A 26,385-nucleotide genomic window follows, 5' to 3' on the forward strand; every position below is an offset into this window, starting at 1 on the left:
TCAAAGGTCTCCTGGGGTGTGCGGCGCGGCGCCCTCCAGCGTGGCGATCCACAGGCTGGTGGGCGGCAGCGTTTGCCGAGCTTGCAGCCGCTGGGCTTTGTCCTGAGCCTGATTGTCGCCGGGCAAAGCGACAAAACCATTGTCTGTGGACAGTCTAAGCAGCCACGCCCCCGGCCTGAGGGTGAAAGAGGCTTCTTGTCCCTCGGCATTGATCAGAATCAGAACCTGCTGCGGGGCCACGCCCTGCATAGGTGTCTTTGCAGCGCACAACAGCACCATCAGCGCGCCGTGGTCGTCGAGCGTCCAGTCGGCCTGTTCCATCGGGTGGCCGTCGGCCCGGTACCACACCGCGCCGGGCTGGGATGCGGTGGCCACCGGGGCCCACCAGGCGTGGCTTTGCAGCAGCGGGAGGCTGCGCCGCAAGGCCAGCGCGCCGCGCACGAAGTCGCGCAAAGACGCATCGGCCGTCGCCCAGTCGATCCAGGAGATCGGGTTGTCCTGGCAGTAGGCGTTGTTGTTGCCGCGCTGGGTGTGACCGAGTTCGTCGCCCGCCAGCAGCATGGGGGTGCCGAGTGCGAGTAGCAGCACCGCCAGCAGGGCGCGGCTTTGCCGGGCACGGGCGGCGAGGATGTCGGCCGATTGCGTGAGCCCTTCGACGCCGTTGTTGATGCTGAGGTTGTGGCCGTGGCCGTCGCGGTTGTCTTCGCCGTTGGCCTGGTTGTGGCGGTGGGCGTAGCTGACCAGGTCGCGCAGGGTGAAGCCGTCGTGCGCGGTGATGAAGTTCACGCTGCTGTGCGCCCCGCGTAGTGCGGGGTTGAACACATCGCTCGACCCCGCCAGCCGGGTGGCGAACTCGCCCGGCGCGTTTTGATGCCGCAGCCAGAAGCCGCGTTGGGTGTCGCGGAAGCGGTCGTTCCACTCCAGCCAGCCGGGCGGAAAGCCGCCCAGGCGATAACCGCCCAGCCCCAGATCCCAGGGCTCGGCGACGAGCAGACAGTTGCACAGCAGCGGGTCTTGCGCCACCGCGCTGAGAAAAGCGCCGTCGGGCTGGAAGTCGTATTGCACCCGCGCCGTGCCGCGCGCCAGGGTACTGGCCAGATCGAAGCGAAAGCCGTCCACGCCGAACTCGCTCACCCAGCGGCGCAGGCTGTCCAGGGCCACGCGCAGCACCAGAGGCTCGTTGAGGTTGACACTGTTGCCGCAGCCCGTCCAGTCGAGCGTGCGCTCGGGCTCTTGCGGGTTGCGGTGGTAGTAGAGCGCGTTGTCGATGCCGCGCATCGACAGGGTGGGGCCGCTGTGCGGGTCGAGCTCGGCGGTGTGGTTGTAGACCACGTCGAGAATCACCTCCAGCCCGGCGCCGTGCAGGGCCTCGACCAGGGCGCGCAGTTCGCTGCGCGGCGTGCTGCCCTCGGCGCCGCTCCACAGCCGGGTTTCGGGCGCGGCCCAGGCAATGGGGGTGTAGCCCCAGTAATTGCTCAGGCCCATCTGCAGCAGCCGGGCTTCGTCGGCGCGAAAGGCGATGGGCAGCAGGCTGACCGTGGTGACGCCCAGCGCCTTGAGGTAATCAATGCTGGCCGGATGCGCCAGCCCGGCGTAGCTGCCGCGCAGGGCGGGGGGCACGTCGGGGTGCTGCGCGGTGAAACCCTTGACGTGCAATTCGTAAATCACCCGCTGCGCCGGGTCGATGACGGGGCGGGGCTGGGCCAAAGGGGGCAAGTCGGCGACCACGCGGGCCTTGAGTGCGGTGGCGGCGTTGTCGCGCGGGTCGGGACGGTCGGGGTGGGCCGGATCGTGGCCGAGGTGGACGTCGCTGCCGTCGTAGCGGCCGACGACTTCGCGCGCGCAAGGGTCGAGCAGCAGCTTGGCCGGGTTGAAGCGGTGGCCTTCTTTGGGCGACCAGGGGCCGTGCACCCGCCAGCCGTAGATCAGCCCTTCGACGCCGCCGGATTCTGCGGCTAGCACGCCTTGCCAGATGCCATCACGCAACGTGGGCATGGGCAGGCGGGCGACTTCGGTCTGCCCGTCTGCGGCGAACAGGCAAAGCTCCACCGCCTGCGCATGCGGCGCTGCCAGGGCGAAGTGCACGCCGTCGGACTGCAGTTGCGCGCCCAGGGTCGCAACCCGTGCGGCTTGCAGCCCGAGGGGGGACGATTTGACGGGGTGTTTTGCCCGGCGGCGTTGCGCGCTCATGGCATCAGGCGGCGGGCCGCAGAATGACGCAAGCCAGCGGCGGCAGGGTGAGTTGCAGCGAGAACGGGCGGCCATGCGAGGGCTGGGCCTCGGCTTCGCGCAGGGCCAGCGGCAAGCCGGAGCCGTCGTACACCGCATCGTCGGTATTGATCAGCGCCTCCCAGCGCCCGCCTTGCGGCACGCCGATGCGGTAGGCGTGCCGCGGGGTGGGGGTGAAGTTGCACAGCACGACGAAGCGGCTGCCCTCGCTGGCGCCGCGCTCGTAGGCCAGCACCGATTGGGAAGCGTCGTCATAGGTGATCCAGGCGAAGCCGCCCGGGTGATGGTCGAGCTGATGCAGCGCCGGGTGGGCGCGGTAGGTGAGGTTGAGGTCGCGCACCAGACGTTGCACGCCCTGGTTGGGCGCGTGCAGCAGTGCGTCCCAGTCGAGGCTGTAGTCGGACTGCCATTCCGAAGCCTGCGCGAATTCGTCGCCCATGAACAGCAGCTTCTTGCCAGGATGACTGAACATATAGCCGAGATAGGCGCGCAGGTTGGCGAACTGTTGCCAGCGGTCGCCGGGCATCTTGGCGAGCAGCGAGCCTTTGCCATGCACCACTTCGTCGTGCGAGAGCGGCAGCACGAAGTTCTCGTCATAGGCGTACATCATGCTGAAGGTCAGCTCGTTGTGGTGGTACTTGCGGTGCACCGGATCGCGGCGGATGTAGCTCAGGCTGTCGTGCATCCAGCCCATATTCCACTTGTAGTGAAAGCCCAGGCCGCCGCTTTGCAGATCGTCACTCGGCGGGCGGCTGACGCCGGGAAAGGCGGTGGATTCTTCCGCGAGGGTGATGGCGCCCGGCCGCTGCACGCCGACGGTGTGGTTCATGCGGCGCAGAAAGTCGATGGCTTCGAGGTTCTCGCGTCCGCCGAACTTGTTGGGCACCCACTGACCGGCCGGGCGGCTGTAGTCGCGGTAGAGCATGGAGGCCACGGCGTCCACGCGCAGGCCGTCGATGTTGAAGCGCTCCAGCCAGTACAGGGCGTTGGCCACCAGATAGTTGCGCACTTCGGTGCGGCCGAAGTTGTAGATCAGGGTGTTCCAGTCGTGGTGGAAGCCTTCTTTCGGGTCGGCGTATTCGTACAGATGTGTGCCGTCGAAGTTGGCCAGACCATGCGGGTCGGATGGAAAGTGTGCCGGCACCCAGTCGAGAATCACGCCCAGTCCGGCTTCGTGCGCGGCATCGACGAAAAACTGAAAGTCTTCGGGCGTGCCGAAGCGCGCGGTGGGCGCATACAGGCTGATGGGCTGATAGCCCCAGGAGCCGTCGAAGGGATGTTCGCTGACCGGCAGCAGCTCCAGATGGGTGAAGCCCAGGTCGCGGGCATAGGGCACCAGGGTTTCGGCCAGTTCGCGGTAGCTCAGCCAGCGCCAGCCCTCCACCTTGCGCCACGAGCCCAGATGCACCTCGTAAATGCTGATGGGCGCCTCGAATCCATTGGCCTGCGCCATGCCGGGGCGTGGCGAATGCAGGGGCGGCAGACCTTGCACGATGCTGGCGGTGTTGGGTCGCAGTTCGGCGCGGAAGGCCAGCGGATCGGCCTTTTGCAGCAGTTCGCCGTGCTGGGTGAGGATCTCGAATTTGTATAGCGCGCCCTGGCTCACGCCGGGGAGGAAGATTTCCCACACGCCGCATTCGCGCCGCAGCCGCATGGGGTGGCGGCGGCCGTCCCAGCCGTTGAAATCGCCGATCACCGAAACGCGCCGCGCGTTGGGCGCCCACACGGCAAAGCGCGTGCCAGCCACGCCGAGCATCTCGCCCGGATGTGCGCCCAGACATTCGTAGGGACGCAGATGGGTGCCTTCGGCCAGCAGCCAGGCGTCGGTCTCGCCCAGCACTTGCGGAAAGCGGTAGGGGTCTTCGAGGTCGGTCACCCAGTTCGGGTCGCCCGGCTGCAAGGGCGGCCAGGTCACTCGCAGCAGATAGTCGAAGGGCTTGCGGCGGTGGCCCATGCGGGCGCTGAATACCGCGGTCTCGTGCTGCCGCTCCAGCGCGGCGACCGACTCGCCGCTGGCGCGCTCGATGGCTTCCACGCCCAGCGCGCCGGGCAGTACGGCGTTCACCCACAGCGTGGCGCCGCGCAAATGCATGCCGAGCACGCCAAAAGGGTCGGCGTGGTGGCCTGCGGCGAGGTCGGCGATGTCGTGTTCGGTCAGCATGGCGAGGTTCCAGTTCAGGCGGGTAGGCGGTTGTAGAGCTGGCCGAAACGCAGCAGGCCAGCCGCATGCCCCGGTTGTACCTGATCCCAGGTGAAGCGCCAGGTCCAGTTGCCCTGCGCCGTGCCCGGCGTGTTCATGCGCTGCGTGCCATCCAGACGCAGCACGTCCTGCAAGGCGAACAGGGCGATGTCGGCCACGCTGGCGCTGGCGGCGCGGATCAGCGTCCAGGCGATGTCGCCGCCATCGCAGGCGAGGTATTCGCGCAGATGGTGGCGCACCGCTTCAGGCGCAGTCGCCCACCAGCCCTCAGAGGTGTCGTTGTCGTGGGTGCCGGGATAGACCACGGTGTCGTGGGTGTAGTTGTGCGGCAGGTAGGCGTTGTCGCCGCCATCGTTCTGCCCCCAGGCGAAGTGCAGGATGCGCATGCCGGGAAAGCCGAAGCGCTGGCGCAGGGCGGTGACTTCGGGGGTGATGACGCCCAGATCTTCGGCAATGATGGGCAGGGGCCCGAGAGCTTTGGACACCGCCTCGAACAGCGCCACGCCGGGCGCCTGCACCCAGCGGCCGCCGATGGCCGTGGGCTCGTCGGCGGGGATTTCCCAGCAGCTCTCGAAACCGCGGAAATGATCGACGCGCACCCAGTCCACCAGCTCGAAGGTGGCGCGCAGCCGTGCGATCCACCAGGCAAACCCTTCGGCCTCGTGCGCCGCCCAGCGGTAATGCGGGTTGCCCCAGCGCTGACCGGTGGCGGAAAAATAGTCGGGCGGCACCCCGGCCACGACGGTGGGATGGCCGTTGGCGTCGAGCTGGAACAGGTCGGGCCGGGCCCACACATCGGCGCTGTTGAGCGAAATGAAAATCGGCATGTCGCCCATCAGCCGCACGCCTTTGTCGTGGGCGTAGGCGCGCAGCGCGGCCCATTGGCGGAAAAAGCACCATTGGGCGAAGGTCCAGAAGGCGACGCGCTCGGCGTGCCGAGCCCGCGCTTGCTGCAGCGCTTCGGGCTGACGTTGCGCCAGCGCGACGTCCCAGGTGTTCCACAAGCGCCCGCCGTAGTGCTCGGACAGCGCCATGAACAACGCGTAGTCGTTGAGCCAGACGGCTTGCGCGGCCTGGAAGGCGGCCAGATCGGCGCGCTCCTGCGGCGTGGCGGTCGTCTCGAACCGTGCTGCGGCCCGGCGCAGACGTTCCATGCGATACGGGATGACGCGGTCGAACTGCACGCGTTCGTCCGACAGCCCGTCTTGCGCGACGAGATCGTCGGCTTCCAGCCAGCCGCGCCGGTGCAGCTCGGTGAGGTCGATCAGCAGCACATTGCCGGCAAAGGCCGAACTGCTCATATAAGGCGAGCCGCCCAGACCGATGCCGCCCAGCGGCAGGAATTGCCAGACCGACTGTCCGGCGGCATGCAGCCAGTCGATGAAGTGGTAGGCCGCGGGCCCGAGATCGCCGCTGCCGTGCGGGCTGGGCAGACTGGTGAGGTGCAGCAGCACGCCGCTGGAGCGGGGAAAACGGGGGGTGGGCGTCATGAGTCAGGGGGACAGAATCAGGCAGACGGAATCAGGGCGCCCATCAGGCAGACGGAATCAGGGCGCCCAATAGGCGTCGAACGGTGTTTGGGACTGCTGGATGAGGTAGCCAATGGGCAGATGCGGAGTGGGCGGCGGTTCGCTGGCGCGTGCATAGACGGCGCGTTTGGTCTCGCCCGAAATCGACAGCAGCAGCCGACCCGCGCCGAGCAGCGCGGCCAGGCTCAGGCTGATGCGCGTGTGCGCGGCGTGCGGAGGCGTCACGGCCAGGTAGGGAAGGGCATAGTCTGGGCTAAGCCCGAGGGGCAGTTCGGCCGCGCCGGGAAACAGCGAGGCGGTGTGGCCGTCATCGCCCATGCCCAGCAGCGCGGCGGTGAGGGGTTGCGCGAGATCGCGGAATTGCGCGTTGGCACGGTCCACGCATCCGGCCAGATCGGAAGCATCATCGACCAGGGGCAGGAACCGGGCCTGCGCGGCGGCGCCCGCCAGCAAATGGGCGCGCACCAGGGCGGCGTTGCTGTCGGCGTGGCCGGGCGGCACCAGCCGCTCATCGACCAGAGTGAGGGTGACGCGCGGCCAGTCGATCGGCGCCCGCGCCAGCGCTTGAAACAAGGCAATGGGCGAGCGCCCGCCCGAGACCGCCAGCACGGCCCGTCCTCGCTGGGCGATGTCCTGCGCCAGCGCGTCGGTTAGAACGCGCACCAGTCGGTCGATTTGCTCCTGCGGGGTGGTGCAGAGGTGCAGCATCACTCACAGTTCCTCATGCCATGAAGCGCCATCGCGCGAGAGCAGGGCGCTGGAGGCGGCCGGCCCCCAAGTGCCCGCGGTGTAGGTCTTGGGCGCCTCGCCATTGCGTTCCCAGCAGTCCAGAATGGGCTCCACCCAGCGCCAGGCGGCGGTGAGTTCGTCGCGGCGCATGAACAGCCCCAGCTGGCCGCGGATTACGTCGAGCAGCAGCCGCTCATAGGCATCGGCGCGGCGCTTTTGCGCGGTGGACTCGAAATCCAGATCGAGCTGGGTGGGGTGCAGCCGCATGCCGTCGCCGGGTTCCTTGGCGAGAAAATGCAGGCTGATGCTCTCATCGGGCTGCAGCCGGATGACCAGGCGGTTGGCCCCCTGCAGCCCGACCGGGCCGCCAAACAGCGACAGCGGCACCGCGCGGAAGTTGATGACAATTTCCGCCAACCGTTCCTGCAGCCGCTTGCCGGTGCGCAAAAAGAAGGGCACCCCGGCCCAGCGCCAGTTGACGACCTCGGCCTTGATCGCCACGAAGGTTTCGGTGCGGCTGGCCGGATCGATGTCGGCCTCTTGCAGATAGCCCGTCACGGGTTTGCCGTCGATGGCGCCGGCGCGGTATTGTCCGCGTACCGTCCGGATGGCCACGTCGGATTCGGTGAAGGGCTTGAGCGCCTGCAGCACCTTGAGCTTCTCGTCGCGAATGGCATCGGCCTGCAAACTGGCCGGCGGCTCCATGGCCACCATGCATAGCAGTTGCAGCAAGTGGTTCTGCACCATGTCGCGCAGCGCGCCGGTTTTGTCGTAAAACTCGCCGCGCCCCTCCACGCCCAGGTCTTCGGCGATGGTGATCTGCACGTTGTCCACCCACTCGCGGCGCCACAGCGGCTCGAACAGCACGTTGCCAAAGCGCATGGCCATGAGGTTTTGCACCGACTCCTTGCCCAGATAGTGGTCGATGCGGTAGAGCTGGCTCTCGGCAAAGGACTGAGCTACCGCCGCGTTGATGGCGTCGGAAGAGTCCAGGTCGTGGCCCAGGGGTTTCTCCAGCACCACGCGCACGTCGGGATGATTGAGCCCGACGCGGGCGAGTTGCGCGCAGATGTCGGCAAACAGGGACGGCGCGGTAGCGAGGTAGCAGACCGTGACTCGCTCGCCGCCTTTGCCCAGCAGTTCGGCCAGGGCGTCGAAATCGGCCGGGTGGGCGGCGTCGAGCTTGAGGTAGGTGATGCGGGCGGCGAAGGTCGCCCAGACCGGAGAGCTGAAATCCGCCTTGAGGTGCGGGCCCGATTGGGTGCGCACCTGCGCCAGATAGTCATCCAGCGTCAGTGCGCCCCGGCCGAGGGCGACGATGCGCCCGGCCGGATGCAAGGTGCCGGATTGGTGCGCCTGATACAGCGCGGGCAGCAGCTTGCGCATGGCCAAATCGCCGGTGCCACCGAACAACACCATGTCGAAAGAGGGAGTAGCGCCCATAGTGTGTTCTGTCGGTGTCGGAGTGGCCATGAGAAAAATCCAGATTCAGTGTAGGGAGAAGCGCGGCCGACATAGGGCTGAAAAACCCGCCTGGCCACGAAAAATTGACGCACATCATTGAAACCGTATGCGCCAAGCGCGGGTCGAATGGTAGGTCGCTCGTATGTCAGCAACTTGCCGGGGCCGAATCCGCAAGCAATTTTCCGGCCATCTGGCTGCCACGCAGCGCGGTGACGCTGCGGCCTACTCCAGCGCGCTCGCCTGACGATCAGGGTTGCGCGCCAGCCTCTGGGCCCTCGGCGCTCGGTGCGCGCCGTTTGAACATGCCCCAGCCCTTCATGCTCAGCACGCAATCATCGTGTTGATTGAAAAGCTCCCATTGCGACTGCACCAGCCCGACATCGGGCTTGCTGCGCATGGGGCGCGCGGCCAGCACCGTCATGCGCAGGCGCAGCCGATCGCCCGGGTGGACGGGCTTCAACCAGCGCAATTCGTCGATGCCGGGCGAGCCCAGGCTGGTCGAACGCAGCAGGTAGGCGTCGCACATCAGCCGCATCGCCATGCTGCAGGTATGCCAGCCGCTGGCGGCGAGCCCGCCGAAAAGCGAGATTTTGGCCGCTTCATCGTCGACGTGGAAAGGTTGCGGGTCGAACTGGCGGGCGAAGTCGAGCACGGCTTCACGGCTGACCAGGGTGCTGCCGCAGTCGCGCACGGCCCCTGCGGGAAAGTCTTCCCAAAACAGTACGTCGGACTCGGGTGGGATGGGCGAAGTGTTCATAGCTTGATGCTAAACGCACTCCAAAAGTGATGCAGCGCGGGATAAAGATTCAAAGAGTTACATCTCCCTCGGTGTTTTGTTCGAGTTTTCTGAATCCACCGCCTCCGACGCGGCGTATCGCTCATATCGCAGACGAAAACCGGCAGGGGTCGGCTTGAGGCTGCGGTCATTTCACGCGCGTGGGATGGAACGTCTGACCATAAGGAGCGAGACCATGAGTGCACATCGTTGGAAGAGAACCCTCGCGGCCACAGCCGTGGCAGGGCTGGGGGTCTGGGGAATGAGCGCAGCGCATGCGCAGGGCAGTCGACTGCTGGCGACCAGCGGGGTCACCGAGGTGGGCGGCTCCACGGGGGGCGGTATCACTCCCTGGGCGGTGATTGCCGGTTATGACACGGGCGACGAGGTCGGCGGCTCGGTCACCGGCACTTACGTCACCGTGCCGAACTATGGGCTGACCACCCTGGGCGCGGCTGTGGGCATTCACAACCGCTTCGAGATCTCTGTGGCCCACGAGAACCTCAACGTCAATCTGGGTGGCCTGTCCAGTCTGGGCGTGCTGGGCAATCAGCCCGGTGGGCTCGGCGTGGTCAACAGCGGCGGCGTGGCGCCGAGTATCAATCTGGGCAACCAGACCATCAGCATGGACGTGCTGGGGCTGAAGGCCCGGCTGTTTGGTGATGTGCTCTACACGCCCTACCCGCAGGTATCCGTGGGCATCAAATACAAGAAGAACAACGATTTCGACAGCAACTTCTCCGGGCTGGGCCCTATCGGTATTCCGAAATTTTTCGGTGCGGCCAGCGATTCGGGCACCGATTTCTACGTCGCTGCGACCAAGGTTTTTCTCAACGGATTGTTCCATCGCGTCACGCTGGTCAACCTGACCTTGCGCGGCACCAAGGCCAACGCCATGGGTCTGCTGGGCTTCGGCACCAATGCCAACAACGGCATCGCCGGGGCGCTGGGAACCAAGAGCAACGACCGCTACCACGCCGAACTCGAGGGCTCGGCGGCGGTGTTCTTACGCCCGGATGTGGCCGTGGGCGGCGAGTTCCGACAGCAGCCCGACAACATGAAGTACCCGATCAATTCCAGCGCCACGGCCATCGGTTCGCCCGGCACGATGAAAGACGTGTTCATCGCCTACTTCCCGAACAAGAGCCTGTCGTTGACTGCGGCTTATGCCGATCTCGGCCCCTTGCCGTTCCAGGCCAGCAACAAGGGCTTCTACCTCTCGCTCAACGGCACGTTCTGATTCCCAACCCTCTCAGGAGAAACATCCATGAAACTGCAATCTTTCCCTATGGCACGCCATCTCGGCAGCGTCGCTTTGACTTGCGCGCTGGCATTTCCGGCGCTGGCGCATGCTCAGATGACCTCAGGTCAGACGCTGTATGAACAACTCGGCGGCAAACCGGCCATCACCAAGGTCGTGCACGACATGATCGTCAACATCGCCGCAGACAATCGCATCAACCATTTCTTCGCCAAGACCAATATTCCGCATCTGCAGATGGAACTGGTCACTCAGGTGTGCGAAGGCACCGGCGGCCCGTGTAAGTACACCGGGCTGAATATGCGGCAGGCGCACAAAGGCATGAATCTGAGCACGGCCGATTTCAATGCCTTGGTCGAAGATCTGCAGAAGTCCATGGACAGCAATCACGTGCCCCTGGGGCTGCAGAACCAGTTGTTGGCGATTCTGGCGCCGATGGAGCCTCACGTCGTCCATCAATAAGGCGCAGGGTCGTCTGGTTTTGCGGAGGCTCGCGGGCCTCCGCTTCGGTATCGCGTCACAGGAGATCACTCATGCATAACCCGAAATCGCCACTTTCCCTGACCAACCCCCAACGGCGCAGTCTGTTGCTCCGAGGCGGCCTGCTGCTCGCGGTGGTCGGCTCTGCGGCCATCGTGCCGGCACAGGCCGACGACGGCATGCTGAGCAAGGCGGCCGTGCACTATCAGGACATGCCGCACAGCGGCCAGCAGTGCAGCAACTGCGCCTACTTCATTCCGGGCTCATCGGCCACGGCCAGCGGGTCTTGCCGACTGGTTGCGGGAACCATCTTTCCGAACGGCTGGTGCCAGCGGTTCTCCTCTTAAGTTAGGGCTGGATTGAAACAACAAAGCCGCCCTCGGGCGGCTTTGTCAATGTGAGCCGATCGGCTCGATCTGGCGTCAGACGCGGCTGCGGTATTCGCCGGTGCGGGTGTCGATCTCGATCTTGTCGCCGGTGGCGACAAAAATGGGGACGGGCACCTCATAGCCGGTGGCGAGTTTGGCGGGCTTGAGCACCTTGCCGGAAGTGTCGCCCTTGATGGCGGGTTCGGTGTAGATGATTTCGCGCACCACGGTCGTGGGCATTTCAACCGAGATGGCCTTGCCGTCGTAGAACACCACTTCGACCGACATGCCGTCTTCGAGGTAGTTCAGGCTGTCGCCCATATTGTCTTTTTCGACTTCGTATTGGTTGTAGTCGGCGTCCATGAAGACGTACATCGGGTCGGCGAAGTAAGAGTAAGTGCACTCTTTGCGCTCCAGCGTGACCGAGTCGATCTTGTCGTCGGCCTTGTAAACCACTTCGGTGCCGCCGCTGGTGAGCAGGTTCTTCAGTTTCATTTTCACCGTGGCGGCATTGCGGCCACCGCGGCTGTATTCGGTCTTTTGCACCACCATCGGGTTGTCGCCAACCATGATGACATTACCGGCGCGGATTTCTTGTGCGATCTTCATTGAACAGTCTGTGGGGTTTCAAATAAACGCTCATTCTACCGGGCGGGTGCAAGGGAGGGCCGATTGCTGGCGAGTTGCTGCACTTCATCGACCAGTTGACTGGCCAGATCGGCTTGGGTTTGCAGGCTGCGAGACCACTTGAGCGCATGGCGCTGCAAGGCGGGCAGGCTGCTCACAAACTCCATCCAGGCGGGCGCCAGGTCGAGGCCCCGGTTCCAGGCGGTCCAGAAATGCACCACGGTGTCGCGCAGTTCGCTGTCGGCTTCATTGAGGTAGAGATCGAGGAAGGCATCCAGCTTGCGGTCGTGGGCGCTGTCTTCCTGTGGGTAGATGTGCCAGACGAAGGGCTTGGCTGCCCATTGCGCGCGGACGAAGGAATCTTCTCCCCGCACGATGCAAACGTCGGCCGCCCAGAGCAGTTCGTCGAAGCGTTGCTGCGGGATGTAAGGCAGGGCGTAGATGCTCAGGCTGCCGCGCGAGGTGATCTGGCCGGTTTGCAGCGTCATGTCCAGCCAGGTGTTGATGGCCGTCATCACCGGGCCGGGACAGACCCAGAGCGCGACCGGACGCTCGGAAGCGGCCATGGTGTGCAGCCAGCCATCGAGCCGCTGGCGGGCATAGCTGAACAGCAGCACGGTGAGCGCATGGTCGGGCGGGGGCGGCAGGCCGAGGGCGCGCAGGGCGATGCGTTTGGCCGAGGGCTGCATCTGCCAGTTGTCGCGCTGCGAGATCAGATTGGATTCGCGCAGCAGACCGCCGGATTTGTCGGTAAAGCCGGGGTAGTAGAAATACTTCATCAGCCCGCCGCTTTGCGGCGAAGGTTTGAGGTGATGCAAATCGACCCACTTTTCTGCGCTGAGGTGTTCGAGGTTCAGCCAGACGGGCTGGGGCGAGGCCTTGCCGATCTGCGCAATGAAGGCGTCGCTGAGGTGGCAGCCGAACATTTCGACGACCACATCGCCCGGCGTGGCCTGGGCCTGCCGGGCCCAAGGCACAATCTGCACCCCGGCCAGGGTCTGCTCCGCAGCACGGAGCTGAACCTGCGGCGCAATATGGGCGAACGCCTTGAAGTCGTCCAGGAATAATCGCACCTGTTGCTGGTGCTCCGCGGCGAGTTGCCGAGCAAGTCGCCAAGTCACGCCGATATCGCCGAGGTTATCGACGACATGGCAAAACAAATCCCACCGATGTTGGACTTTCATGAATATGCAAGGTGACGACGCACCGCTTTCGAGCTCACTTTTTTATGATCCGCATTGTCGTCTGTGCCCACGACTAGCGGCCTTTTTACACCAAGTCAAACAAGATCATTCCGATTTTGCCTGTCTGCCTGTGCCGCCTTTGGGCCCGCTGGATGCGCCGCTGCTCATCGCGGGCCTAGCGCCAGGCCTGAAGGGGGCCAATGCCTCGGGGCGCCCGTTCACGGGAGATGGCGCCGGGCCGCTGCTGTTCGGCACGCTCACCGAACTGGGTCTGGCCTCGCGGCCCGTACCCGTGCGGATCGGCGATCACCCCTCGACGCTGCGGGCCGACGACGGCCTGCAACTGCACGGCTGTCGCATCAGCAACGCGGTGAAATGTCTGCCGCCTGAAAACAAACCCTTGCCCGCGGAGATTCGCACCTGCAATCGATTCATCGCCGCAGAGATCACGGCCATGCCGAATCTGCGGGTGATCGTCGCTCTGGGCAAGGTAGCGCACGACGCGGTGCTCATGGCGCTGGGGCGCAAAGCGACATCGGCCCGCTTCGCCCATGCCGCAGAGCATCGCTTGGGCGACTATATGCTGATCGACAGCTACCACTGCAGCCGCTACAACCAGAACACCGGCCGCTTGACCGCCCCGATGTTTCGCGCGGTGTTCGAGCAGGCCTTGCACCTTGTGAACTGAGACTCATGGCATCCGATTCCCCCCAACCGGAGCACAGCGCGGCGCTGCTGGCGCAGGTCGCGGCGTTGCCGCATCTGCCCGGCGTTTATCGCTACTTCGCGGCCGATGGCAGTTTGCTCTACGTGGGCAAGGCGCGCGATCTGCGCAAGCGCGTGTCGAGCTACTTCCAGAAAGATCACGGCGGCACGCGCATCGGGCTGATGGTGTCGCGCATTCATCGGCTCGACACCACGGTCACCCGCACCGAGGCCGAGGCGCTGCTGCTCGAAAACAACCTGATCAAGACGCAGCATCCGCGCTACAACATTCTGTTCCGCGACGACAAGTCTTACCCGTATTTGCAGATCACCACGGCGCACGAATACCCGCGCGTGGCGTATTACCGCGGTGCGACCGACCGCAAGCAGCAGTATTTCGGTCCCTATCCAAATGCCTGGTCGGTGAAGGAAAGCATCGCGGTGCTGCAAAAGGTGTTTCAGTTGCGCACTTGCGAGGACACGGTGTTTTCCAACCGAAGTCGGCCCTGCCTGCTGCACCAGATCCACCGCTGCACGGCGCCCTGCGTGGGCAAGATCAGCGCGGCGGACTATGCGCGCGACGTGCAGCACGCGGTGCGCTTTTTGCGCGGCGATCACGGGGTGGTGATGGGCGATCTGCAGTTGCAGATGCAGTCGCTCTCCGACGCGCTGCGTTTCGAGGAGGCCGCTGTGCTGCGCGACCAGATCGCCGCGCTTTCAGGCGTACTGCAGCAGCAAAGCATGGAAGTGGGCAGCGCCGAAGACGTGGACATTCTGGCCGTGGCGCTCAGGGGAGGTCGGGCCTGCGTCAACCTCGCCATGGTGCGCGGCGGTCGGCATCTGGGCGACCGGGCCTACTTCCCCAGCCAGGTTCAGGCGGCGTTGGAATTGGGCGACGACCTGGCGGATGGCGTCGCCCCCGAACAGGGCGCTCCCGGCCAGGCCGCGCAGCGGGTGCTGCAGGCTTTTGTCGCGCAGCACTACCTGCAGATGGCGCCGCCGCCGGTTCTGGTGTGCGACTTGCCCGTCGAGCCGGAATTGCTCGATGCCCTGGGCGAACACGCTGGGCATCGCATGCAGCAGATCACGCAGCCGCGCGGTCAGCGGCGCGACTGGCTGGAGATGGCACAAAAAGGCGCGCAGATCGCGCTGACACGCTTGCTCGCAGAAGAAGGCTCGCAGCGCGAGCGCACCTTTGCCTTGGCGCAGGCGCTTGGCCTGGACGCCGAACAGGCCGAAGGCTTGCGCGCGGAATGCTTCGACATCAGCCATACCGCGGGCGAGGCCACGCAGGCGTCTTGCGTGGTATACGCCGAACACGCCATGCAGCCGTCGCAATACCGGCGGTTTCGCATCAACGACATCACGCCGGGCGACGACTACGCCGCGATGCGCCAGGTGCTCACCCGACGTTACAAGCGCGTTGCCGAGGCGCAGGCCCAAGGGGCGCTTGCTGCCGACGGCGAAACGCCTAGCGATGCACGCCTGCCCGATCTGGTGCTGGTCGATGGCGGTCGCGGGCAGGTGACCATGGCGCGCGAGGTGTTCACCGAGCTCGGTCTGGATCTCAGCGTGATCGTTGGCGTGGAAAAAGGCGAGGGCCGCAAGGTCGGTCTGGAGGAACTGGTGTTTGCCGACGGCCGCCCCAAGCTGACGCTACCGGCCGATAGCGCCGCCCTCATGCTGGTGGCGCAAATCCGCGACGAGGCGCACCGCTTTGCCATCACCGGCATGCGAGCGGCGCGCGCCAAGGTGCGCACGGGCGGTTCGCGGCTCGAAGACATTCCCGGCATCGGCCCCAAGCGCCGCGCCAAGCTGTTGGCGCGGTTTGGCGGCATTCGCGGCGTCGAGGCCGCCAGCGAAGACGACCTGATGACGGTGGACGGCATCTCCCGCGAACTCGCCCACCTGCTTTACAAGGCGCTGCACTAAAAAAGTGAGCGCATCGTGACTTATCGGGCTGCTGACTGGGTCGCGTGCGTTTTGTGCAGCGAGGCCTTGTACAAAGCGACGACTTCCTTGAACTGCTCGGGGTTCAGCAGAGTGCGCATCCTGTCCACGCAGCCCGCGCGCATGGCCACCAGCGCGGCTTCCTGCTTGCCGATCTCTTCGATCAGGGCTTGACGCTCGGGGGTGTCTCCCATGCCATCCAACAGCGCAGCGCGCAGTTGCAGGCGGGTGTTGGCCAGCTTGTCTTCAGCGGCCTGGCGTTTGGCGGGTGCCGTCTTGAGCCATTGGGCAAACTGCTCTTGCTGGGCGGCATCGAGCTTGAGCGCTTTTTCGTGCTGTTTGATGATGGGAACCAGCGCGATGACCGGCTCGCCCAGGTCATAGGCGGGGCGTTCGGCTCGGGCGGACTGCATCGGGGCGACGAAGCCGAGTAAGGAACAGAGAAAGAACGCGGCGGCGCTGCGCTTGAAGCGTTGTTGGGTGGAAGTCAGCATTGCAATCTCCTATGACTCTGTTGCTGCAAAAGGCAGCACGTAAACATGAATGTAATTAGATGTATCAGATTGTCTGTTGATCTCACACAAAAACCGGAGTTGTGCGGCAAAGGGCCGCAGGTTTGTTCATCGATACGGTAAAAGCGCCTTGGGGATATCCGTTGCGGTTGAAATTCCCCCCCCATCCCGAATTCCGAATTGATATAGATCAAGCGCCCGTTTTGTGCTGCCGCCGCTACGGCACGCAACCCGTCTAGGCTTCGCCCTGCCTGCATCAGGAGGGTGCGTTGCTGAAGCCTGAACTCCAGTGTGGTGAACCGTCGCGTGTGGATTAGCGGCGGCGTCAATCGGGGTCATTTCGGCCGGGCATTCAGGGTTTTCCCAGCGGCGTTTTGTCATCTTGTTCCCTGATCTATATCAGCGAATACTGATGTACGGATAGAGACCTGACGGCCAGCGGCGTCAAGACCGTGATCCACCGTCGACACATTGCTTGAAGGAGTTTGTATGTCTGAGTTGCTTGGCATTTACCCGACGTGGTACGTGCCCCAAATTGGCACGGCCTGGGTGATGGGCATCATCGGCACGATTCATGTGCTGGCGTCCAACACCTCGGTTGGCGCCGCTGTGTTGTTTGCCCTGCTGGAGAGCCGGTCGGTGCGCGAGAACAAGCCGGAAATCATGCAGTACATCAAGAAGTACGGCATGTTTCTGCTGGTGTTCTCGTACATCTGGGGCTCGGTCACCGGTCCGGGCATCTGGTATTCCACCACGGTTGCCAGCCCGCGCGGCATTTCCGCGCTGATCCACAATTTCGTCTGGGCCTGGGCCACCGAGTGGGTGTTTTTCACCGTGGAGGTGATCGGGGTTTACGCGCTGGTCTACACCATCGGCAAGATCGATCCGAAAACGCACCTGAAAATCACCTGGACATTCGTGGTGAGTTCTGTGGCCACGCTGGTGCTGATCATCGGCATCCTGTCGTTCATGATGTGGCCGGGCAGCGACCGCTGGTATCTCACCGGCTCGGTGTTCGATGCGTTCTACAACCTGAACTTTGCCGCGCAGCTTGCCGATCGGGGCTTCCTGATGCTCACCTCGGCCGCAGTGGTGGGTAGCATCATCGTCGCCGCCATCCCCAAAGGGGATCCGCTGCGGCGAGACGTGGGGCAGACTGTAGCCAGACTCGGTCTCACCGGTCTGATCGGCGGGGCGCTGTCATTCATGTGGTACGTCGCCACGCTGCCGCCCAATGCGCTGGTCATCCTCAAGGACCGGATGCCGCATTGGTTTGGTTATGTCGATGTCCGCGTCACCACCTTCGTGCCGCTGATGGTCACGTCGCTGCTGATTGGCGCCTATCTGCTCTGGATCTATCTCAAGCCGCAAGCGGTGCGCGTGCCCTTGGCTGCAGCCATGGTGGTCATCCTGCTGGTCGCGGGAATCTGGCCGGAAGAACGCACCCGCGAAACCCTGCGCAAACCCTGGGTGGTGGGGCAATATATGTACTCCAACCAGACCATCGGGCGCGACGTGCCGGGCCTGGGCATCAAGGACGAAGTGCCCATCATCGCCAAAGAGGGTCTGCTCAAGGCGGCAGCCTTCGTGCCGGCCGATCTGAGGGTGATCACACCGCAGAACCAGATGGAGGCCGGGCGATTGCTGGCGGTGATGTCCTGCGCCAACTGCCACTCGATCAACAAGGACGGTCCGCTGCGCCCGTTGCCCAAGCTGCTGCACGGCACGACGGACGTGGCGATGATCCAGGGCTTCCTTGCCGGGCCGCTCGCTCATGGCACCGTGCCTTACATGCCCAAGATCGATCTGCCCGGCGACGAGCAAAAGGCCCTCGCCACCTTCCTGGCTGCCGTCAATGCCGGCACGGTGGACGCCGAGGGTCGTCTGATCGCTCGTGCGCCCGTTGCGGCGCCGCTGCGCACCGCAGTGGCGCAGGCCGCTGACCAGCAACCTACCCAAGCAAAGGACTGACATCATGGATAACGCTTCCGTTTCCGCCATGCTGCACGCCTTGCAGGACCCGGCTGGTCTGCCAGCGCCTGCGTGGATTTTCCAGTATCTCAATGTGCTGACCTGGTCGTTTCACATCGCCTTCGTCAACCTGTCTCTCGGCTCGGGACTGCTGGCCATCATCGCTTTCATGCGCCGCCAGCAGCCCGCCTGGGCGCGGCTGTCGGTGGCGATGACCGGGGTGGCCAAGATCGCCGTGTCGATGGCCATCGTGCTGGGTGTGGCGCCGCTGCTGTTCACCCAGACGATTTATGACCCGTCCTGGTACACCAGCAATGTGCTGTCGGCATTCTGGGTGATCTTTTTCATCTTCACCCTGGGGATTGGCTACACCATGTGGTTCGTGTTCTATTTCAAGAACCACGACGTGTCGCATGCCGCCCAAGCCCCGGACACCACCGTGTGGTGGGCCACCGGCGCGCTCTCCCTGCTGATTTTCGACGGCTTCATCATGCATGTGCTGTCGTATCAGGGGCTGTTTCCGCAGAAGTGGATGCAGTGGTACGCCCCGCAGGGCGTGCCGGTGATGAACGGCATGGGCATTCACGCCTTCGAGCTGCCGCGCTTCGCGTTCTTCATCGTCATGTCGCTGACCATGACCGGGGTGTTTCTGCTGGGCTACGCACGCTATTTCCGCGCCCGAGACGACTTTCCCAGTGACTATCTGGACCTGGCGCACCGTATCGGTGTGAAGACCGCTTACTGGGGTGTGGCGCTGCAACTCATCACCGGCCTGCTCTGGGCCTGGGGGCTACCTGCCTACATGCAGGTGTTCACCCAGCCGCTGTTCTGGCTCACCCTGCTGCTGATCGTCGGCGTGGTGCTTTACGCGCGGCAAGTGCCCGTGGGGGGATCCGCCCTGCAGGCGTATTCAGCCATGGCGTTTTACGCCTTGATGGCCCTGGTTGTCTCGGTGGACCGCGAGGCGCTGCGCGTGGCGTATCTGGCTCCATTCCATTACGACCTCGCCTCGAAACCGCACTACGAGTGGGGCGCGGTGGTCTGGTTCTTCGCCACTTTTGTCGGGGTGGGCGGCTCTCTCGTGGCGTTCTACACCACCATGCTGTGGAAAGCCGGCAAGGTCAAAGGGCTTTACACCGCAGATCGCACCGTATCCCGTCTGGGCGATGTGGCGGTCTGGATCAACTGGACCTGGATGGCCTCATTCTTCGCCATTGGCGTGTGGGCCTATGTGCGCAACATCCTTTGATGTGCGCCCCTGAATTTGGAACTCTCCATCATGACTCTTTTGAAATCTCTCTCCCTGACCGTCGCGGGCGTCTTGTTCACCGTCGGCATGGCCCAGGCCGCACCGTCGGCCGCGATCAGCGCCAAATTCGGCGTGTGCTTTGCCTGCCACGGCGTTGATGGTCATGCCATCCTGCCGACCTATCCCAACCTGGCGGGCCAGAACAAAGACTATCTGGTTCAGACCCTCAGGGAATTCCGCGACGGCAAGCGTCCCAATGATGTCATGGGGCCGATGGCCAAGTCCTTGAGCAACAACGATATCGACGAAGTGGCAATGTACTTCGCCGACATCAAACCGGGGAAGAAGTAAGCCCAGCAGACGATGCGGCAGGCGCAGGCGCATGGGTCTGCGTTTGCACCCGCGCCTGCTTCTGTAGCTGCAGCCCGCCGCCCAGCGCCTGATAGAGCAGGGCGGTGTCGTTCAGGCGCGCAGCCTGCGCGGCGATCAGACCGATGCGGGTCTGTTGTCGCTGCTGCTGCGCGGTGAGTAGTTGCAGCGCGCTGGCTTTGCCCAGCGCGTATTGCTGCTCCACCAGTTGCAGCGAAGTTTGCGCCGAGGCAACGGCTGCGCTCTGTGCCTGCAAGGCTTGGGCGTCGTGTTCCAGCGAGCGCAGCACATCAGCCACTTGCCGCAAGCCTTGCAGCACAGTTTCGCGGTAGTTGGCGGCCGCGGCATCAAAGCCGGCTTCTGCGGCGCGTGCCTCTGCCTTCAGCCCGGGTTTGAACAAAGGCTGGGCCAACTGCCCGGCCACTCCCCAGATCAATGAACCACTGCCGAACAGACTGGCCGCGGTCAGCGCCTGGCTGCCCATGTTCGCACTCAGGGTGAGCTGCGGGTATTGTTTGGACACCGTTACGCCGATCTGCGCGCTGGCGGCGTGCAGCAAGGCTTCGGCCGCGAGGATGTCGGGCCGCTGACGCACCAGCTCGGACGGCAGACTCAGCGGTAAATCGCCGGGCAAGTTGAAGTCGTCCAAGGTGAAACGCGGATTCTTCGCCGTGCCGGGTTCTTGCCCGCTGAGCACGGCCAGCAGATGGACCGCCTGGTCAGCGCTGTTGCGCAGCGGGGCGATGCTGGCGCGGGTTTGTTCCATCTGGGTTTGCAGCGTGGCGATGTCCGAGGCCGTGGCCACGCCGAGACGTTCGCGCGCGCGGGTGATTTCAAGCTGCTCCTGCTGCGCTGCCAGCATTTTCTGCAGTGCGTCGATCTGAGCGGCCAGCAGTGCCTGCTTCACGGCCGTGGCGACCACGGCTCCAGCCAGACTGAGTTGCGCAGAATCGAGCTGGTAACGCCGCCATTCGGTCTGTGCCGCCAGTGCTTCGAGCGCGCGACGGTTGCCGCCGGAAAGATCAAAGGCGTAGCTCACGCCAACCCCCGCGTTGTACAAGTCGTAGCGCCGCTCCCCGCCGGGTAGCCCCATGGCCGCGCTGTTGTTTTGCAAGGTCTGCGCGCCGAGCGTGGCGCTGACCTGCGGATAAAGGGTGGAGCCGCTTTGCGCGGCATAGGTTTCGCGCGCCTGTCGTAGCGTGGACTGCGCCGCGGCGATGGTCGGGCTGTGCTGCAGAGACTGCACGACCAGGGCGTCGAGCTTGGATGAAGCAAATGCCTTCCACCACGTTGCGGCCACGGTTTGGCCCGCGATGAACTGCTGCGCGCCACCCAGTTCGCCGGGCGTCGAAGCCGTGCGGGCGGGCGGCTTACCACTGGTGTACGACCTGGCCTGTGGAGCTGGCGGCGTTTTGAAATCCGGCCCAGCGGCGCAGCCTGCCAGCAAGGCGCAGACGATGATGAGCGGCCAGGGCCGCGGAGCGTGGGGAATCAAAGGCATCAAAGGCGCGGTACGCATCATGCAGGGCTTTCGGCAGGGGGTTGGGTCACATCGGGATGGGCATGAAACTCGACATAAAAGCGCACCGGGCCGATGGGGGCCACCTCATGCGGTACGGTCGGCTCGACGATGCCGGGTTTGTCGGGCGTGAGCAGATGTCGTTCGGGCACGGTTGCGAGAATGCGGTATTCCAGCAAGCCCTGGGTGACGTGGATCACGCCCCAGACGCCGGGTTTGGTGGTGTGTTCCTTGAGCAGGCCCTTGGGTATCGTGGATTCGGTGAACTCGGGCGTGCGGCGGTAGGGGCGCACATCTGCGGGTAGGTTTTTCAACATGGGAGAACTCCTTCCTATGCGGTTCAGTCGAAGCCCCGTCCTTCGCCGGCTTCCTCGTGGGTCACGCCGTCGCGGATGTGATAGATGCGCTTGAAGGTGGGGATGATCTTTTCATCGTGGGTGACGACGATGATGGCGGTCTGGTAGCGCTTGGCCATGTCGCCCAGGATGCGGATCACCGCCAGCGCGCGCACGCTGTCGAGCGGCGCAGTGGGCTCATCGGCGAGGATCACCGGCGGACGGTTGACCAGGCCGCGGGCGATGGCCACGCGCTGCTGCTCGCCGCCGGAGAGCTGCGAGGGCATGGCCTTGGCGCGGTGCTGCACGTCGAGCGCGGTGAGCAGTTCCAGCGCACGCTGGCGCGCTTCGCTGTTGGGTTCGCCAGCGAGCATGGGCAGCAGCGCGACGTTGTCGGTGACGTCGAGGAAAGGAATGAGATACGGCGCCTGGAACACGAAGCCGATCTTGTCGCGGCGCAGGGCGCGCAGGTCGCGAATCTTCCAGCCGTCGTCGTAGATCACCTCGTTGCCCAGAGTCATGCGCCCGGCGGTCGGCTCGATCACCGCGCCTAGACACTTCAGCAGGGTGCTCTTGCCCGAGCCCGAGGGGCCGACCAGCCCGACCACCTCGCCCGGCGCGACCTCCATGTCCACGCCCTTGAGCGCGTCCACCGCGGTGTCGCCGCTGCCGTAGCGCTTTTTCAGTCCTTCGATGCGGATGCCTCTGCCTGTCATGGTCAACCTCCGATCGCTTCGGCCGGGTCGACCTTGAGCGCCATGCGGATGGCCACCAGGCTGGCCAGCGCGCAAATCACCATCACCGCGAAGAACCCGGCGATGGAGTCGCCCGGCATGAGCAGCACGAACTTGGGAAACAGCGGCGCGGCGAAGGTGGCGGTGATCTTGCCCACGGCGAAGCCGATCAGGCCCAGCGCCAGCGCCTGCTGCATGATCATCGCGGCGATGGTGCGGTTGCGCGTGCCGATGAGCTTGAGCACCGCGATTTCGCGGATCTTGTCCATGGTGAGCGTATAGATGATGAAGGCGACGATGGCGGCGCTGACGATGGCCAGGATGACCATGAACATGCCGATCTGCTTGGCCGCCGTGGCGATGAGCTTGTTGACCAGAATGTCTTGCATCTGCGCGCGGGTGAACACGGTCAGGCGTTTCCAGCGCCGGATGGGCGCGGCCACTTCGTCGGCGGTATAGCCGGGCTTGATGCGCACCAGCACGGCATTGACATAGTTATTGGTGCTTTGCGAGGCGATCACGGCGTCGAGCAGCCCGGGCACACCGGGGCGGTTGAACGCCGGGTTCTCGGCGGTACGGCGGCGCTGCTGCAGGATGGCCTCGTTGTCCTTCAGGAACTGCGCCTGCTGCGCGTCCTTGAGCGGAATGAACACCATCGGGTCGCCGTTGGAAGAGACCATGCGCCGCGTCAGCCCGACCACGGTGTAGCGGTTGCGGCGGATCTGCAGGGTATCGCCCAGTTTGAAGCCGCTGGCGATGTCGGCCACCGCCTCGTAATGGCTGCGGGTGATCTGCCGTCCGGCCACCAGATACGGCGGCCAGCCCGCGCTGCCGGGGCCGTCGGGGGCGATGCCCACCACCATGGCGCGCACATCGCGCGGCTCGCCGTGATTCGTGGCGCGCACCTGCATGGTGAGGTAGGTGATGTTGTTGGCGCTGGCCACGCCGGGCATGGCGGCGATGCCGCGCCAGGTGTCGTCATACAGACTGGACGATTCGGCGTAAGGGCCTTGCGTGTCCTTCTGCACCACCCACAGATCGGCGCCGCTGTTGTCGAGCAGCACCATGGCATCGTCGATCATGCCGCGGTACACCCCGGCCATGACCAGGGTGACGCCGATCAACAGCCCCAGGCCGATGCCGGTGAACACGAACTTGCCCCAGGCATGCAGAATGTCGCGTCCGGCCAGGCTGATCATGGCGACACCCCGGGAATGCGGTCGACGATGCTGATATGGCTGCGCGCGCTGAGTGCGCGCTGGCTGTAGACCACCACGCGCTCGCCGGTGTTCAGTCCCTCGACCTGGACGTGCCCGTCGAGGTCGCTGCCCAGCACCTTGACTGGCACGAACTCCAGCTTGTCCGCCTGAACGCGCCACACGCCGAGCTGGTCGTCCACGCGCTGCAGGCTGGCGTTGGGCACGGTCGGACGCGCCGGTAATGCGGGCAGGGCGACGGTGACTTCGGCGAGCTCGCCGATCGGCGGCAACGGCTGCGGCAAGCGGTCGAACACGATCTTGGCCAGGGTCTCCTCGGTCACCGCGTCGGCCACGGGATCGACCCGCAGCACCCGTCCGGCCAGAGTCTGGTTCGAGCGCGAACGCAGCACGATGCGCGCCGGCAGACCGGCGGCCAGGCCGGTGGCCGTGAGCTGGTCGAAGCGGGTGTCGATCCACAGGCTATCGGGCGCGATCAGTTCGACCACCGGGGCGCCAGCGACGACCGTCGACCCGGGGTCGGCGTCGCGCGCGCTGACCAGACCGGCGGTGGGCGCAACCAGCTTGAGGTTGCTGCGCTGGGCCTGCAGCGCGGCGAGGTCGGCGCGGGCGCGCTCGACCGCATCCTGCGCTGCCTGTAGCGCGGCTTCGGCCGACTGCAGCTCCTGCTGGCGGGTGGCGAGCAGTTCCTCGGTGGTGCCGTGCGCGGCAAGCAACTGGGCATAGCGTGTCGCCTGCGTCCGGGCGAAATCGCGCTGGGTCTGCGCCTGGCGCAACTGCGCCTCGGTGCTCAGCAAGGCCGCCCGTTGCGAGCGGATGCGCTCGTCCAGATCCACCGGATCCATTTCGCCGAGCACCTGGCCGGCACGCACCCGGTCGCCGACATGGACATCAAGACTTTTGACCCGTCCGGCCACGGTCGGGCCGACCAGGGTGGCATACCGGGCCTGCACCGTGCCGATGCCGAACAGCGCCGGGTTGATCGCATGGCTTTCAACCGTGGTCACGGTAACGGGCACCGCTGCCAGCGGGCCGGTGCGCAGCGCCACATAGCCCAGCAGCAAGAGGAGAGGAATCAGCACCGTCAGCAACAGCAGGGTGCGGCGATTGAGGGCGGAGAAATTCATTTTGTGCTCCCGATACAGCGGCGATACAGCGCGAACGCACCGGGCGCCGCGCTGCGAATGTGTTGTGGTTCGCCAGACAGCAGGGTCTGCATCACCAGACCTTGTATGGCCCCGACGAACATGGCGGCGGCCGCGTCGGGCTCGATGTCCTGGCTCAATTCGCCGCGCTGTTGTCCTTTGACGATGAGTTGGCGTACGCGCTTGCCGTAGGCGGCCAGCAGCGTGCGGGCCGCGCGTTTTGCCGCCGTGTCCTCGGCGCGCTGGAGTTCACCGAACAACATGCGCGGCACGCCCGGGTGCTCGGCCACGAAGGCGGCATGCGTGAGGAATACCGCCTCGAGCGCATCGAGCGCGCTGTCGTGGCTGGCGATGGCGCGATCGACCCGAGCCATCAGCCGCGTGGCGACCCATTGCATCACCGCTTCCCAGATGGCGTCTTTGGTGGGGAAGTGACGGAACAGCGCGCCCTGCGTCAGCCCCATGTGCTGGGCGATGGCGCTGGTCGTGATGTCGCTCGGATTACGTTGCGCGGCCAGTTCGATGACGGATTCGACCGTGGCCTCGCGGCGTTCTTCGGCAGGCAGATGCGGGGGACGAGTATTCAATTTGAGCGCAGAATTAAAGTAAGTAAGTGAATACTAACATCGCACATCGCAGAAAAGCACACCCAGGTCGATGCTGATGACACCCGGTGTGCTTTGTCGGGGAAGGCGACTCGGGTCAGACCCGGCCGGTCTCCTTGGGGCTGTTGATGATGGCGTCAAACTCGGCTTGCGTGATGTACTGCGGTGTGTAGCTGACGCCTGCCGCGGTCAACTGCGAGACGAAGGAGCGCAGATGATTGCGCGATCCCTTCAGTAGATTCATGTAAACCAGCTTGACGTCTGGGTTGTCGGTCTGCGCGATACGCTCGTTGAGGTCTTTGATGTCCAGATCCTCGATGGCGGCGCCGACCTGCAGCGCTGCATTCAACGAGGTCTGCCCATGGCTCATCAGCGCGTTGAACAGGGTCTGCAGCTCGGGATCGACGAACACCCCCGTGCCGGTATGCGAGGCGGGGTCGGGCAATTTATAGCGGGTGATCAGAGTGCCCACGGCGTCCATGTGCTGCTGCTCGCTGGCCGCGATGTTGTTGAAAATGGGCCGTCCCCACTGGGTGTAGAGCAGTTGATAGACATCGCGGGCGAGTTTTTCTTCTTCACGCATGAACACGATGCTGGCGGCTTCAGTGTTGTCGAGGGTGCGGGTGCTGTCGCCGCCGCTGCGGCCATTGCCAGCAAAGGCCGCGGTGACCATCAGCGCGCCGCCCAGGGCGAGAATGGCTTTGGAAAAGTAGGTGGGGGTTTTCATCGGTTCGAAGTCTGTGATGGAAGGAATCAAATCGCGCCGGTTTCTGTCGGGCTGTTGATGATGGCGTCAAACTCGGCCTGCGTGATGTACTGCGGCGTGTAGGTCACGCCTTGCTTGGTCAGCTGCGAGATGAAGGCGCGCATGTGGTTGCGCGAGCCCTTCATCAATTCGTTGAACACCAGGGCGATGTCGGCGTTGTCGGTGGCGGCGATGCGCGTCTGCAGGTCCTGAATATCCAGGTCTTCGATCGTCGCCCCCACGGTGAGCGCGGCGATCAGTGAAGTCTGGCCTTGCGCCATCAGGGCGTTGAACAACTCCTGCACGTGCGGATCTTGGAACACGCCGGTTGCCGTTGCGGCCGCAGGATCGGGCAGGTTGTAGCGCGTCAGCAGTAGCGCCACGGCGTCCATGTGCTGCTGCTCGCTGGCCGCAATATTGCTGAACACCTTCTGTCCCCACTGCGTGTAGAGCAGTTGATAGTAAGCGTCCTGCGAACCCATC

Annotated in this window: 25 protein-coding genes; 8 read left to right on the plus strand and 17 right to left on the minus strand. The window is 64.6% G+C overall.

Going from position 1 to position 26,385, the window contains the following annotated elements; translation table 11 throughout:
* The 6 genes from glgX to B3H47_RS14620 form a co-directional block, all read right to left on the minus strand.
* Positions 1 to 2,190 (minus strand): glycogen debranching protein GlgX, encoded by a 2,190-nt coding sequence (gene glgX / locus B3H47_RS14595; protein ID WP_286987765.1) that lies wholly within the window; start codon positions 2,188 to 2,190, stop codon positions 1 to 3.
* Between the two features lie 4 nt (positions 2,191 to 2,194).
* Entirely contained in the window at positions 2,195 to 4,390 is a 2,196-nt protein-coding gene (gene glgB / locus B3H47_RS14600; RefSeq protein ID WP_286987766.1) for a 1,4-alpha-glucan branching protein GlgB, read from the minus strand.
* 14 nt (positions 4,391 to 4,404) lie between these two features.
* The gene (gene malQ / locus B3H47_RS14605; RefSeq protein WP_286987769.1) at positions 4,405 to 5,919 is read right to left on the minus strand and encodes a 4-alpha-glucanotransferase; all 1,515 of its coding nucleotides are present in this window, start codon (positions 5,917 to 5,919) and stop codon (positions 4,405 to 4,407) included.
* Positions 5,920 to 5,976: 57 nt separating this feature from the next.
* On the minus strand, positions 5,977 to 6,666 hold the full coding sequence (pgl, locus tag B3H47_RS14610) for a 6-phosphogluconolactonase (RefSeq protein WP_286987794.1): 690 nt from the start codon (positions 6,664 to 6,666) through the stop codon (positions 5,977 to 5,979).
* Between the two features lie 3 nt (positions 6,667 to 6,669).
* Entirely contained in the window at positions 6,670 to 8,160 is a 1,491-nt protein-coding gene (zwf, locus tag B3H47_RS14615) for a glucose-6-phosphate dehydrogenase (protein WP_286987770.1), read from the minus strand.
* A 238-nt stretch (positions 8,161 to 8,398) separates the two neighbouring features.
* Positions 8,399 to 8,908: a MaoC family dehydratase gene (locus B3H47_RS14620; RefSeq protein WP_286987771.1), complete on the minus strand. Its 510-nt coding sequence runs from the start codon at positions 8,906 to 8,908 to the stop codon at positions 8,399 to 8,401.
* Between the two features lie 214 nt (positions 8,909 to 9,122).
* Here B3H47_RS14620 and B3H47_RS14625 point away from each other — a divergent pair, with 214 nt between their 5' ends.
* The 3 genes from B3H47_RS14625 to B3H47_RS14635 all read left to right on the plus strand — a co-directional run bounded on the left by B3H47_RS14625 (position 9,123) and on the right by B3H47_RS14635 (position 11,014).
* Positions 9,123 to 10,166, plus strand: coding sequence for a DUF3034 family protein (locus tag B3H47_RS14625; protein WP_286987772.1), 1,044 nt, complete (start codon positions 9,123 to 9,125; stop codon positions 10,164 to 10,166).
* A gap of 27 nt (positions 10,167 to 10,193) precedes the next feature.
* Positions 10,194 to 10,649 (plus strand): group I truncated hemoglobin, encoded by a 456-nt coding sequence (locus B3H47_RS14630; RefSeq protein ID WP_286987774.1) that lies wholly within the window; start codon positions 10,194 to 10,196, stop codon positions 10,647 to 10,649.
* Between the two features lie 71 nt (positions 10,650 to 10,720).
* The gene (locus B3H47_RS14635) at positions 10,721 to 11,014 is read left to right on the plus strand and encodes a high-potential iron-sulfur protein (protein ID WP_286987776.1); all 294 of its coding nucleotides are present in this window, start codon (positions 10,721 to 10,723) and stop codon (positions 11,012 to 11,014) included.
* A gap of 75 nt (positions 11,015 to 11,089) precedes the next feature.
* Here the strand turns inward: B3H47_RS14635 and efp are convergent, their stop codons facing one another.
* Positions 11,090 to 11,644, minus strand: coding sequence for an elongation factor P (gene efp / locus B3H47_RS14640; protein ID WP_013105420.1), 555 nt, complete (start codon positions 11,642 to 11,644; stop codon positions 11,090 to 11,092).
* A gap of 35 nt (positions 11,645 to 11,679) precedes the next feature.
* Positions 11,680 to 12,846: an elongation factor P maturation arginine rhamnosyltransferase EarP gene (earP, locus tag B3H47_RS14645; protein ID WP_156052896.1), complete on the minus strand. Its 1,167-nt coding sequence runs from the start codon at positions 12,844 to 12,846 to the stop codon at positions 11,680 to 11,682.
* 130 nt (positions 12,847 to 12,976) lie between these two features.
* Here earP and B3H47_RS14650 point away from each other — a divergent pair, with 130 nt between their 5' ends.
* Together B3H47_RS14650 and uvrC are read left to right on the plus strand one after the other, a co-directional pair.
* Positions 12,977 to 13,534 (plus strand): uracil-DNA glycosylase, encoded by a 558-nt coding sequence (locus tag B3H47_RS14650; RefSeq protein ID WP_286987778.1) that lies wholly within the window; start codon positions 12,977 to 12,979, stop codon positions 13,532 to 13,534.
* A 5-nt stretch (positions 13,535 to 13,539) separates the two neighbouring features.
* Positions 13,540 to 15,483 carry an excinuclease ABC subunit UvrC gene (gene uvrC / locus B3H47_RS14655; protein WP_286987779.1) on the plus strand — a complete coding sequence of 648 codons (1,944 nt, stop codon included), beginning with the start codon at positions 13,540 to 13,542 and terminating at the stop codon, positions 15,481 to 15,483.
* A gap of 20 nt (positions 15,484 to 15,503) precedes the next feature.
* Here uvrC and B3H47_RS14660 read toward each other — a convergent pair whose 3' ends face one another.
* Positions 15,504 to 15,995, minus strand: a complete 492-nt coding sequence (locus tag B3H47_RS14660) for a hypothetical protein (protein WP_286987780.1) — start codon at positions 15,993 to 15,995, stop codon at positions 15,504 to 15,506.
* 507 nt (positions 15,996 to 16,502) lie between these two features.
* Here B3H47_RS14660 and B3H47_RS14665 point away from each other — a divergent pair.
* From B3H47_RS14665 to B3H47_RS14675, 3 genes are read left to right on the plus strand one after another with little or no spacing between them, the layout of a single operon-like run.
* Entirely contained in the window at positions 16,503 to 17,984 is a 1,482-nt protein-coding gene (locus B3H47_RS14665) for a cytochrome ubiquinol oxidase subunit I (protein WP_013122793.1), read from the plus strand.
* Between the two features lie 4 nt (positions 17,985 to 17,988).
* Positions 17,989 to 19,233 (plus strand): hypothetical protein, encoded by a 1,245-nt coding sequence (locus B3H47_RS14670; protein ID WP_156052892.1) that lies wholly within the window; start codon positions 17,989 to 17,991, stop codon positions 19,231 to 19,233.
* A gap of 30 nt (positions 19,234 to 19,263) precedes the next feature.
* Entirely contained in the window at positions 19,264 to 19,584 is a 321-nt protein-coding gene (locus tag B3H47_RS14675; protein WP_286987781.1) for a c-type cytochrome, read from the plus strand.
* Here B3H47_RS14675 and B3H47_RS14680 read toward each other — a convergent pair.
* The 8 genes from B3H47_RS14680 to B3H47_RS14715 form a co-directional block, all read right to left on the minus strand.
* Positions 19,565 to 21,103 carry an efflux transporter outer membrane subunit gene (locus B3H47_RS14680; protein ID WP_286987782.1) on the minus strand — a complete coding sequence of 513 codons (1,539 nt, stop codon included), beginning with the start codon at positions 21,101 to 21,103 and terminating at the stop codon, positions 19,565 to 19,567. The genes B3H47_RS14675 and B3H47_RS14680 overlap by 20 nt on opposite strands.
* A 17-nt stretch (positions 21,104 to 21,120) precedes the next feature.
* Positions 21,121 to 21,438, minus strand: coding sequence for a DUF1971 domain-containing protein (locus B3H47_RS14685; protein ID WP_286987783.1), 318 nt, complete (start codon positions 21,436 to 21,438; stop codon positions 21,121 to 21,123).
* A 23-nt stretch (positions 21,439 to 21,461) separates the two neighbouring features.
* On the minus strand, positions 21,462 to 22,172 hold the full coding sequence (locus tag B3H47_RS14690) for an ABC transporter ATP-binding protein (RefSeq protein ID WP_286987784.1): 711 nt from the start codon (positions 22,170 to 22,172) through the stop codon (positions 21,462 to 21,464).
* A 2-nt stretch (positions 22,173 to 22,174) separates the two neighbouring features.
* Positions 22,175 to 23,389, minus strand: a complete 1,215-nt coding sequence (locus B3H47_RS14695; RefSeq protein ID WP_286987786.1) for an ABC transporter permease — start codon at positions 23,387 to 23,389, stop codon at positions 22,175 to 22,177.
* Positions 23,386 to 24,534: an efflux RND transporter periplasmic adaptor subunit gene (locus B3H47_RS14700; protein ID WP_286987791.1), complete on the minus strand. Its 1,149-nt coding sequence runs from the start codon at positions 24,532 to 24,534 to the stop codon at positions 23,386 to 23,388. The genes B3H47_RS14695 and B3H47_RS14700 overlap by 4 nt, the downstream gene beginning before the upstream one ends.
* Complete coding sequence (locus tag B3H47_RS14705; protein WP_156052882.1) at positions 24,531 to 25,139, minus strand: TetR/AcrR family transcriptional regulator; 609 nt, start codon at positions 25,137 to 25,139, stop codon at positions 24,531 to 24,533. Before B3H47_RS14705 ends, B3H47_RS14700 begins: the two co-directional genes overlap by 4 nt.
* A 115-nt stretch (positions 25,140 to 25,254) precedes the next feature.
* Positions 25,255 to 25,884, minus strand: a complete 630-nt coding sequence (locus B3H47_RS14710; RefSeq protein ID WP_156052881.1) for a DUF2202 domain-containing protein — start codon at positions 25,882 to 25,884, stop codon at positions 25,255 to 25,257.
* A gap of 26 nt (positions 25,885 to 25,910) precedes the next feature.
* Positions 25,911 to 26,385: DUF2202 domain-containing protein (locus B3H47_RS14715; protein WP_286987792.1), on the minus strand; the 475-nt coding region annotated here is incomplete at its 5' end.

Origin of the sequence: Thiomonas sp. UBA7699 (assembly GCF_002482605.1) — a bacterium.
In the GTDB taxonomy this organism is placed as follows: Bacteria; Pseudomonadota; Gammaproteobacteria; order Burkholderiales; family Burkholderiaceae_C; genus Thiomonas; species Thiomonas arsenitoxydans.

Bases quoted from the DNA above. Each gene is read 5' to 3' on its own strand.
- glgX (WP_286987765.1), bottom strand. From the start codon at position 2,190: ATGAGCGCGCAACGCCGCCGGGCAAAACACCCCGTCAAATCGTCCCCC.
- glgB (WP_286987766.1), bottom strand. From the start codon at position 4,390: ATGCTGACCGAACACGACATCGCCGACCTCGCCGCAGGCCACCACGCC.
- malQ (WP_286987769.1), bottom strand. From the start codon at position 5,919: ATGACGCCCACCCCCCGTTTTCCCCGCTCCAGCGGCGTGCTGCTGCAC.
- pgl (WP_286987794.1), bottom strand. From the start codon at position 6,666: ATGCTGCACCTCTGCACCACCCCGCAGGAGCAAATCGACCGACTGGTG.
- zwf (WP_286987770.1), bottom strand. From the start codon at position 8,160: ATGGCCACTCCGACACCGACAGAACACACTATGGGCGCTACTCCCTCT.
- B3H47_RS14620 (WP_286987771.1), bottom strand. From the start codon at position 8,908: ATGAACACTTCGCCCATCCCACCCGAGTCCGACGTACTGTTTTGGGAA.
- B3H47_RS14625 (WP_286987772.1), top strand. From the start codon at position 9,123: ATGAGTGCACATCGTTGGAAGAGAACCCTCGCGGCCACAGCCGTGGCA.
- B3H47_RS14630 (WP_286987774.1), top strand. From the start codon at position 10,194: ATGAAACTGCAATCTTTCCCTATGGCACGCCATCTCGGCAGCGTCGCT.
- B3H47_RS14635 (WP_286987776.1), top strand. From the start codon at position 10,721: ATGCATAACCCGAAATCGCCACTTTCCCTGACCAACCCCCAACGGCGC.
- efp (WP_013105420.1), bottom strand. From the start codon at position 11,644: ATGAAGATCGCACAAGAAATCCGCGCCGGTAATGTCATCATGGTTGGC.
- earP (WP_156052896.1), bottom strand. From the start codon at position 12,846: ATGAAAGTCCAACATCGGTGGGATTTGTTTTGCCATGTCGTCGATAAC.
- uvrC (WP_286987779.1), top strand. From the start codon at position 13,540: ATGGCATCCGATTCCCCCCAACCGGAGCACAGCGCGGCGCTGCTGGCG.
- B3H47_RS14660 (WP_286987780.1), bottom strand. From the start codon at position 15,995: ATGCTGACTTCCACCCAACAACGCTTCAAGCGCAGCGCCGCCGCGTTC.
- B3H47_RS14665 (WP_013122793.1), top strand. From the start codon at position 16,503: ATGTCTGAGTTGCTTGGCATTTACCCGACGTGGTACGTGCCCCAAATT.
- B3H47_RS14670 (WP_156052892.1), top strand. From the start codon at position 17,989: ATGGATAACGCTTCCGTTTCCGCCATGCTGCACGCCTTGCAGGACCCG.
- B3H47_RS14675 (WP_286987781.1), top strand. From the start codon at position 19,264: ATGACTCTTTTGAAATCTCTCTCCCTGACCGTCGCGGGCGTCTTGTTC.
- B3H47_RS14680 (WP_286987782.1), bottom strand. From the start codon at position 21,103: ATGCCTTTGATTCCCCACGCTCCGCGGCCCTGGCCGCTCATCATCGTC.
- B3H47_RS14685 (WP_286987783.1), bottom strand. From the start codon at position 21,438: ATGTTGAAAAACCTACCCGCAGATGTGCGCCCCTACCGCCGCACGCCC.
- B3H47_RS14690 (WP_286987784.1), bottom strand. From the start codon at position 22,172: ATGACAGGCAGAGGCATCCGCATCGAAGGACTGAAAAAGCGCTACGGC.
- B3H47_RS14695 (WP_286987786.1), bottom strand. From the start codon at position 23,389: ATGATCAGCCTGGCCGGACGCGACATTCTGCATGCCTGGGGCAAGTTC.
- B3H47_RS14700 (WP_286987791.1), bottom strand. From the start codon at position 24,534: ATGAATTTCTCCGCCCTCAATCGCCGCACCCTGCTGTTGCTGACGGTG.
- B3H47_RS14710 (WP_156052881.1), bottom strand. From the start codon at position 25,884: ATGAAAACCCCCACCTACTTTTCCAAAGCCATTCTCGCCCTGGGCGGC.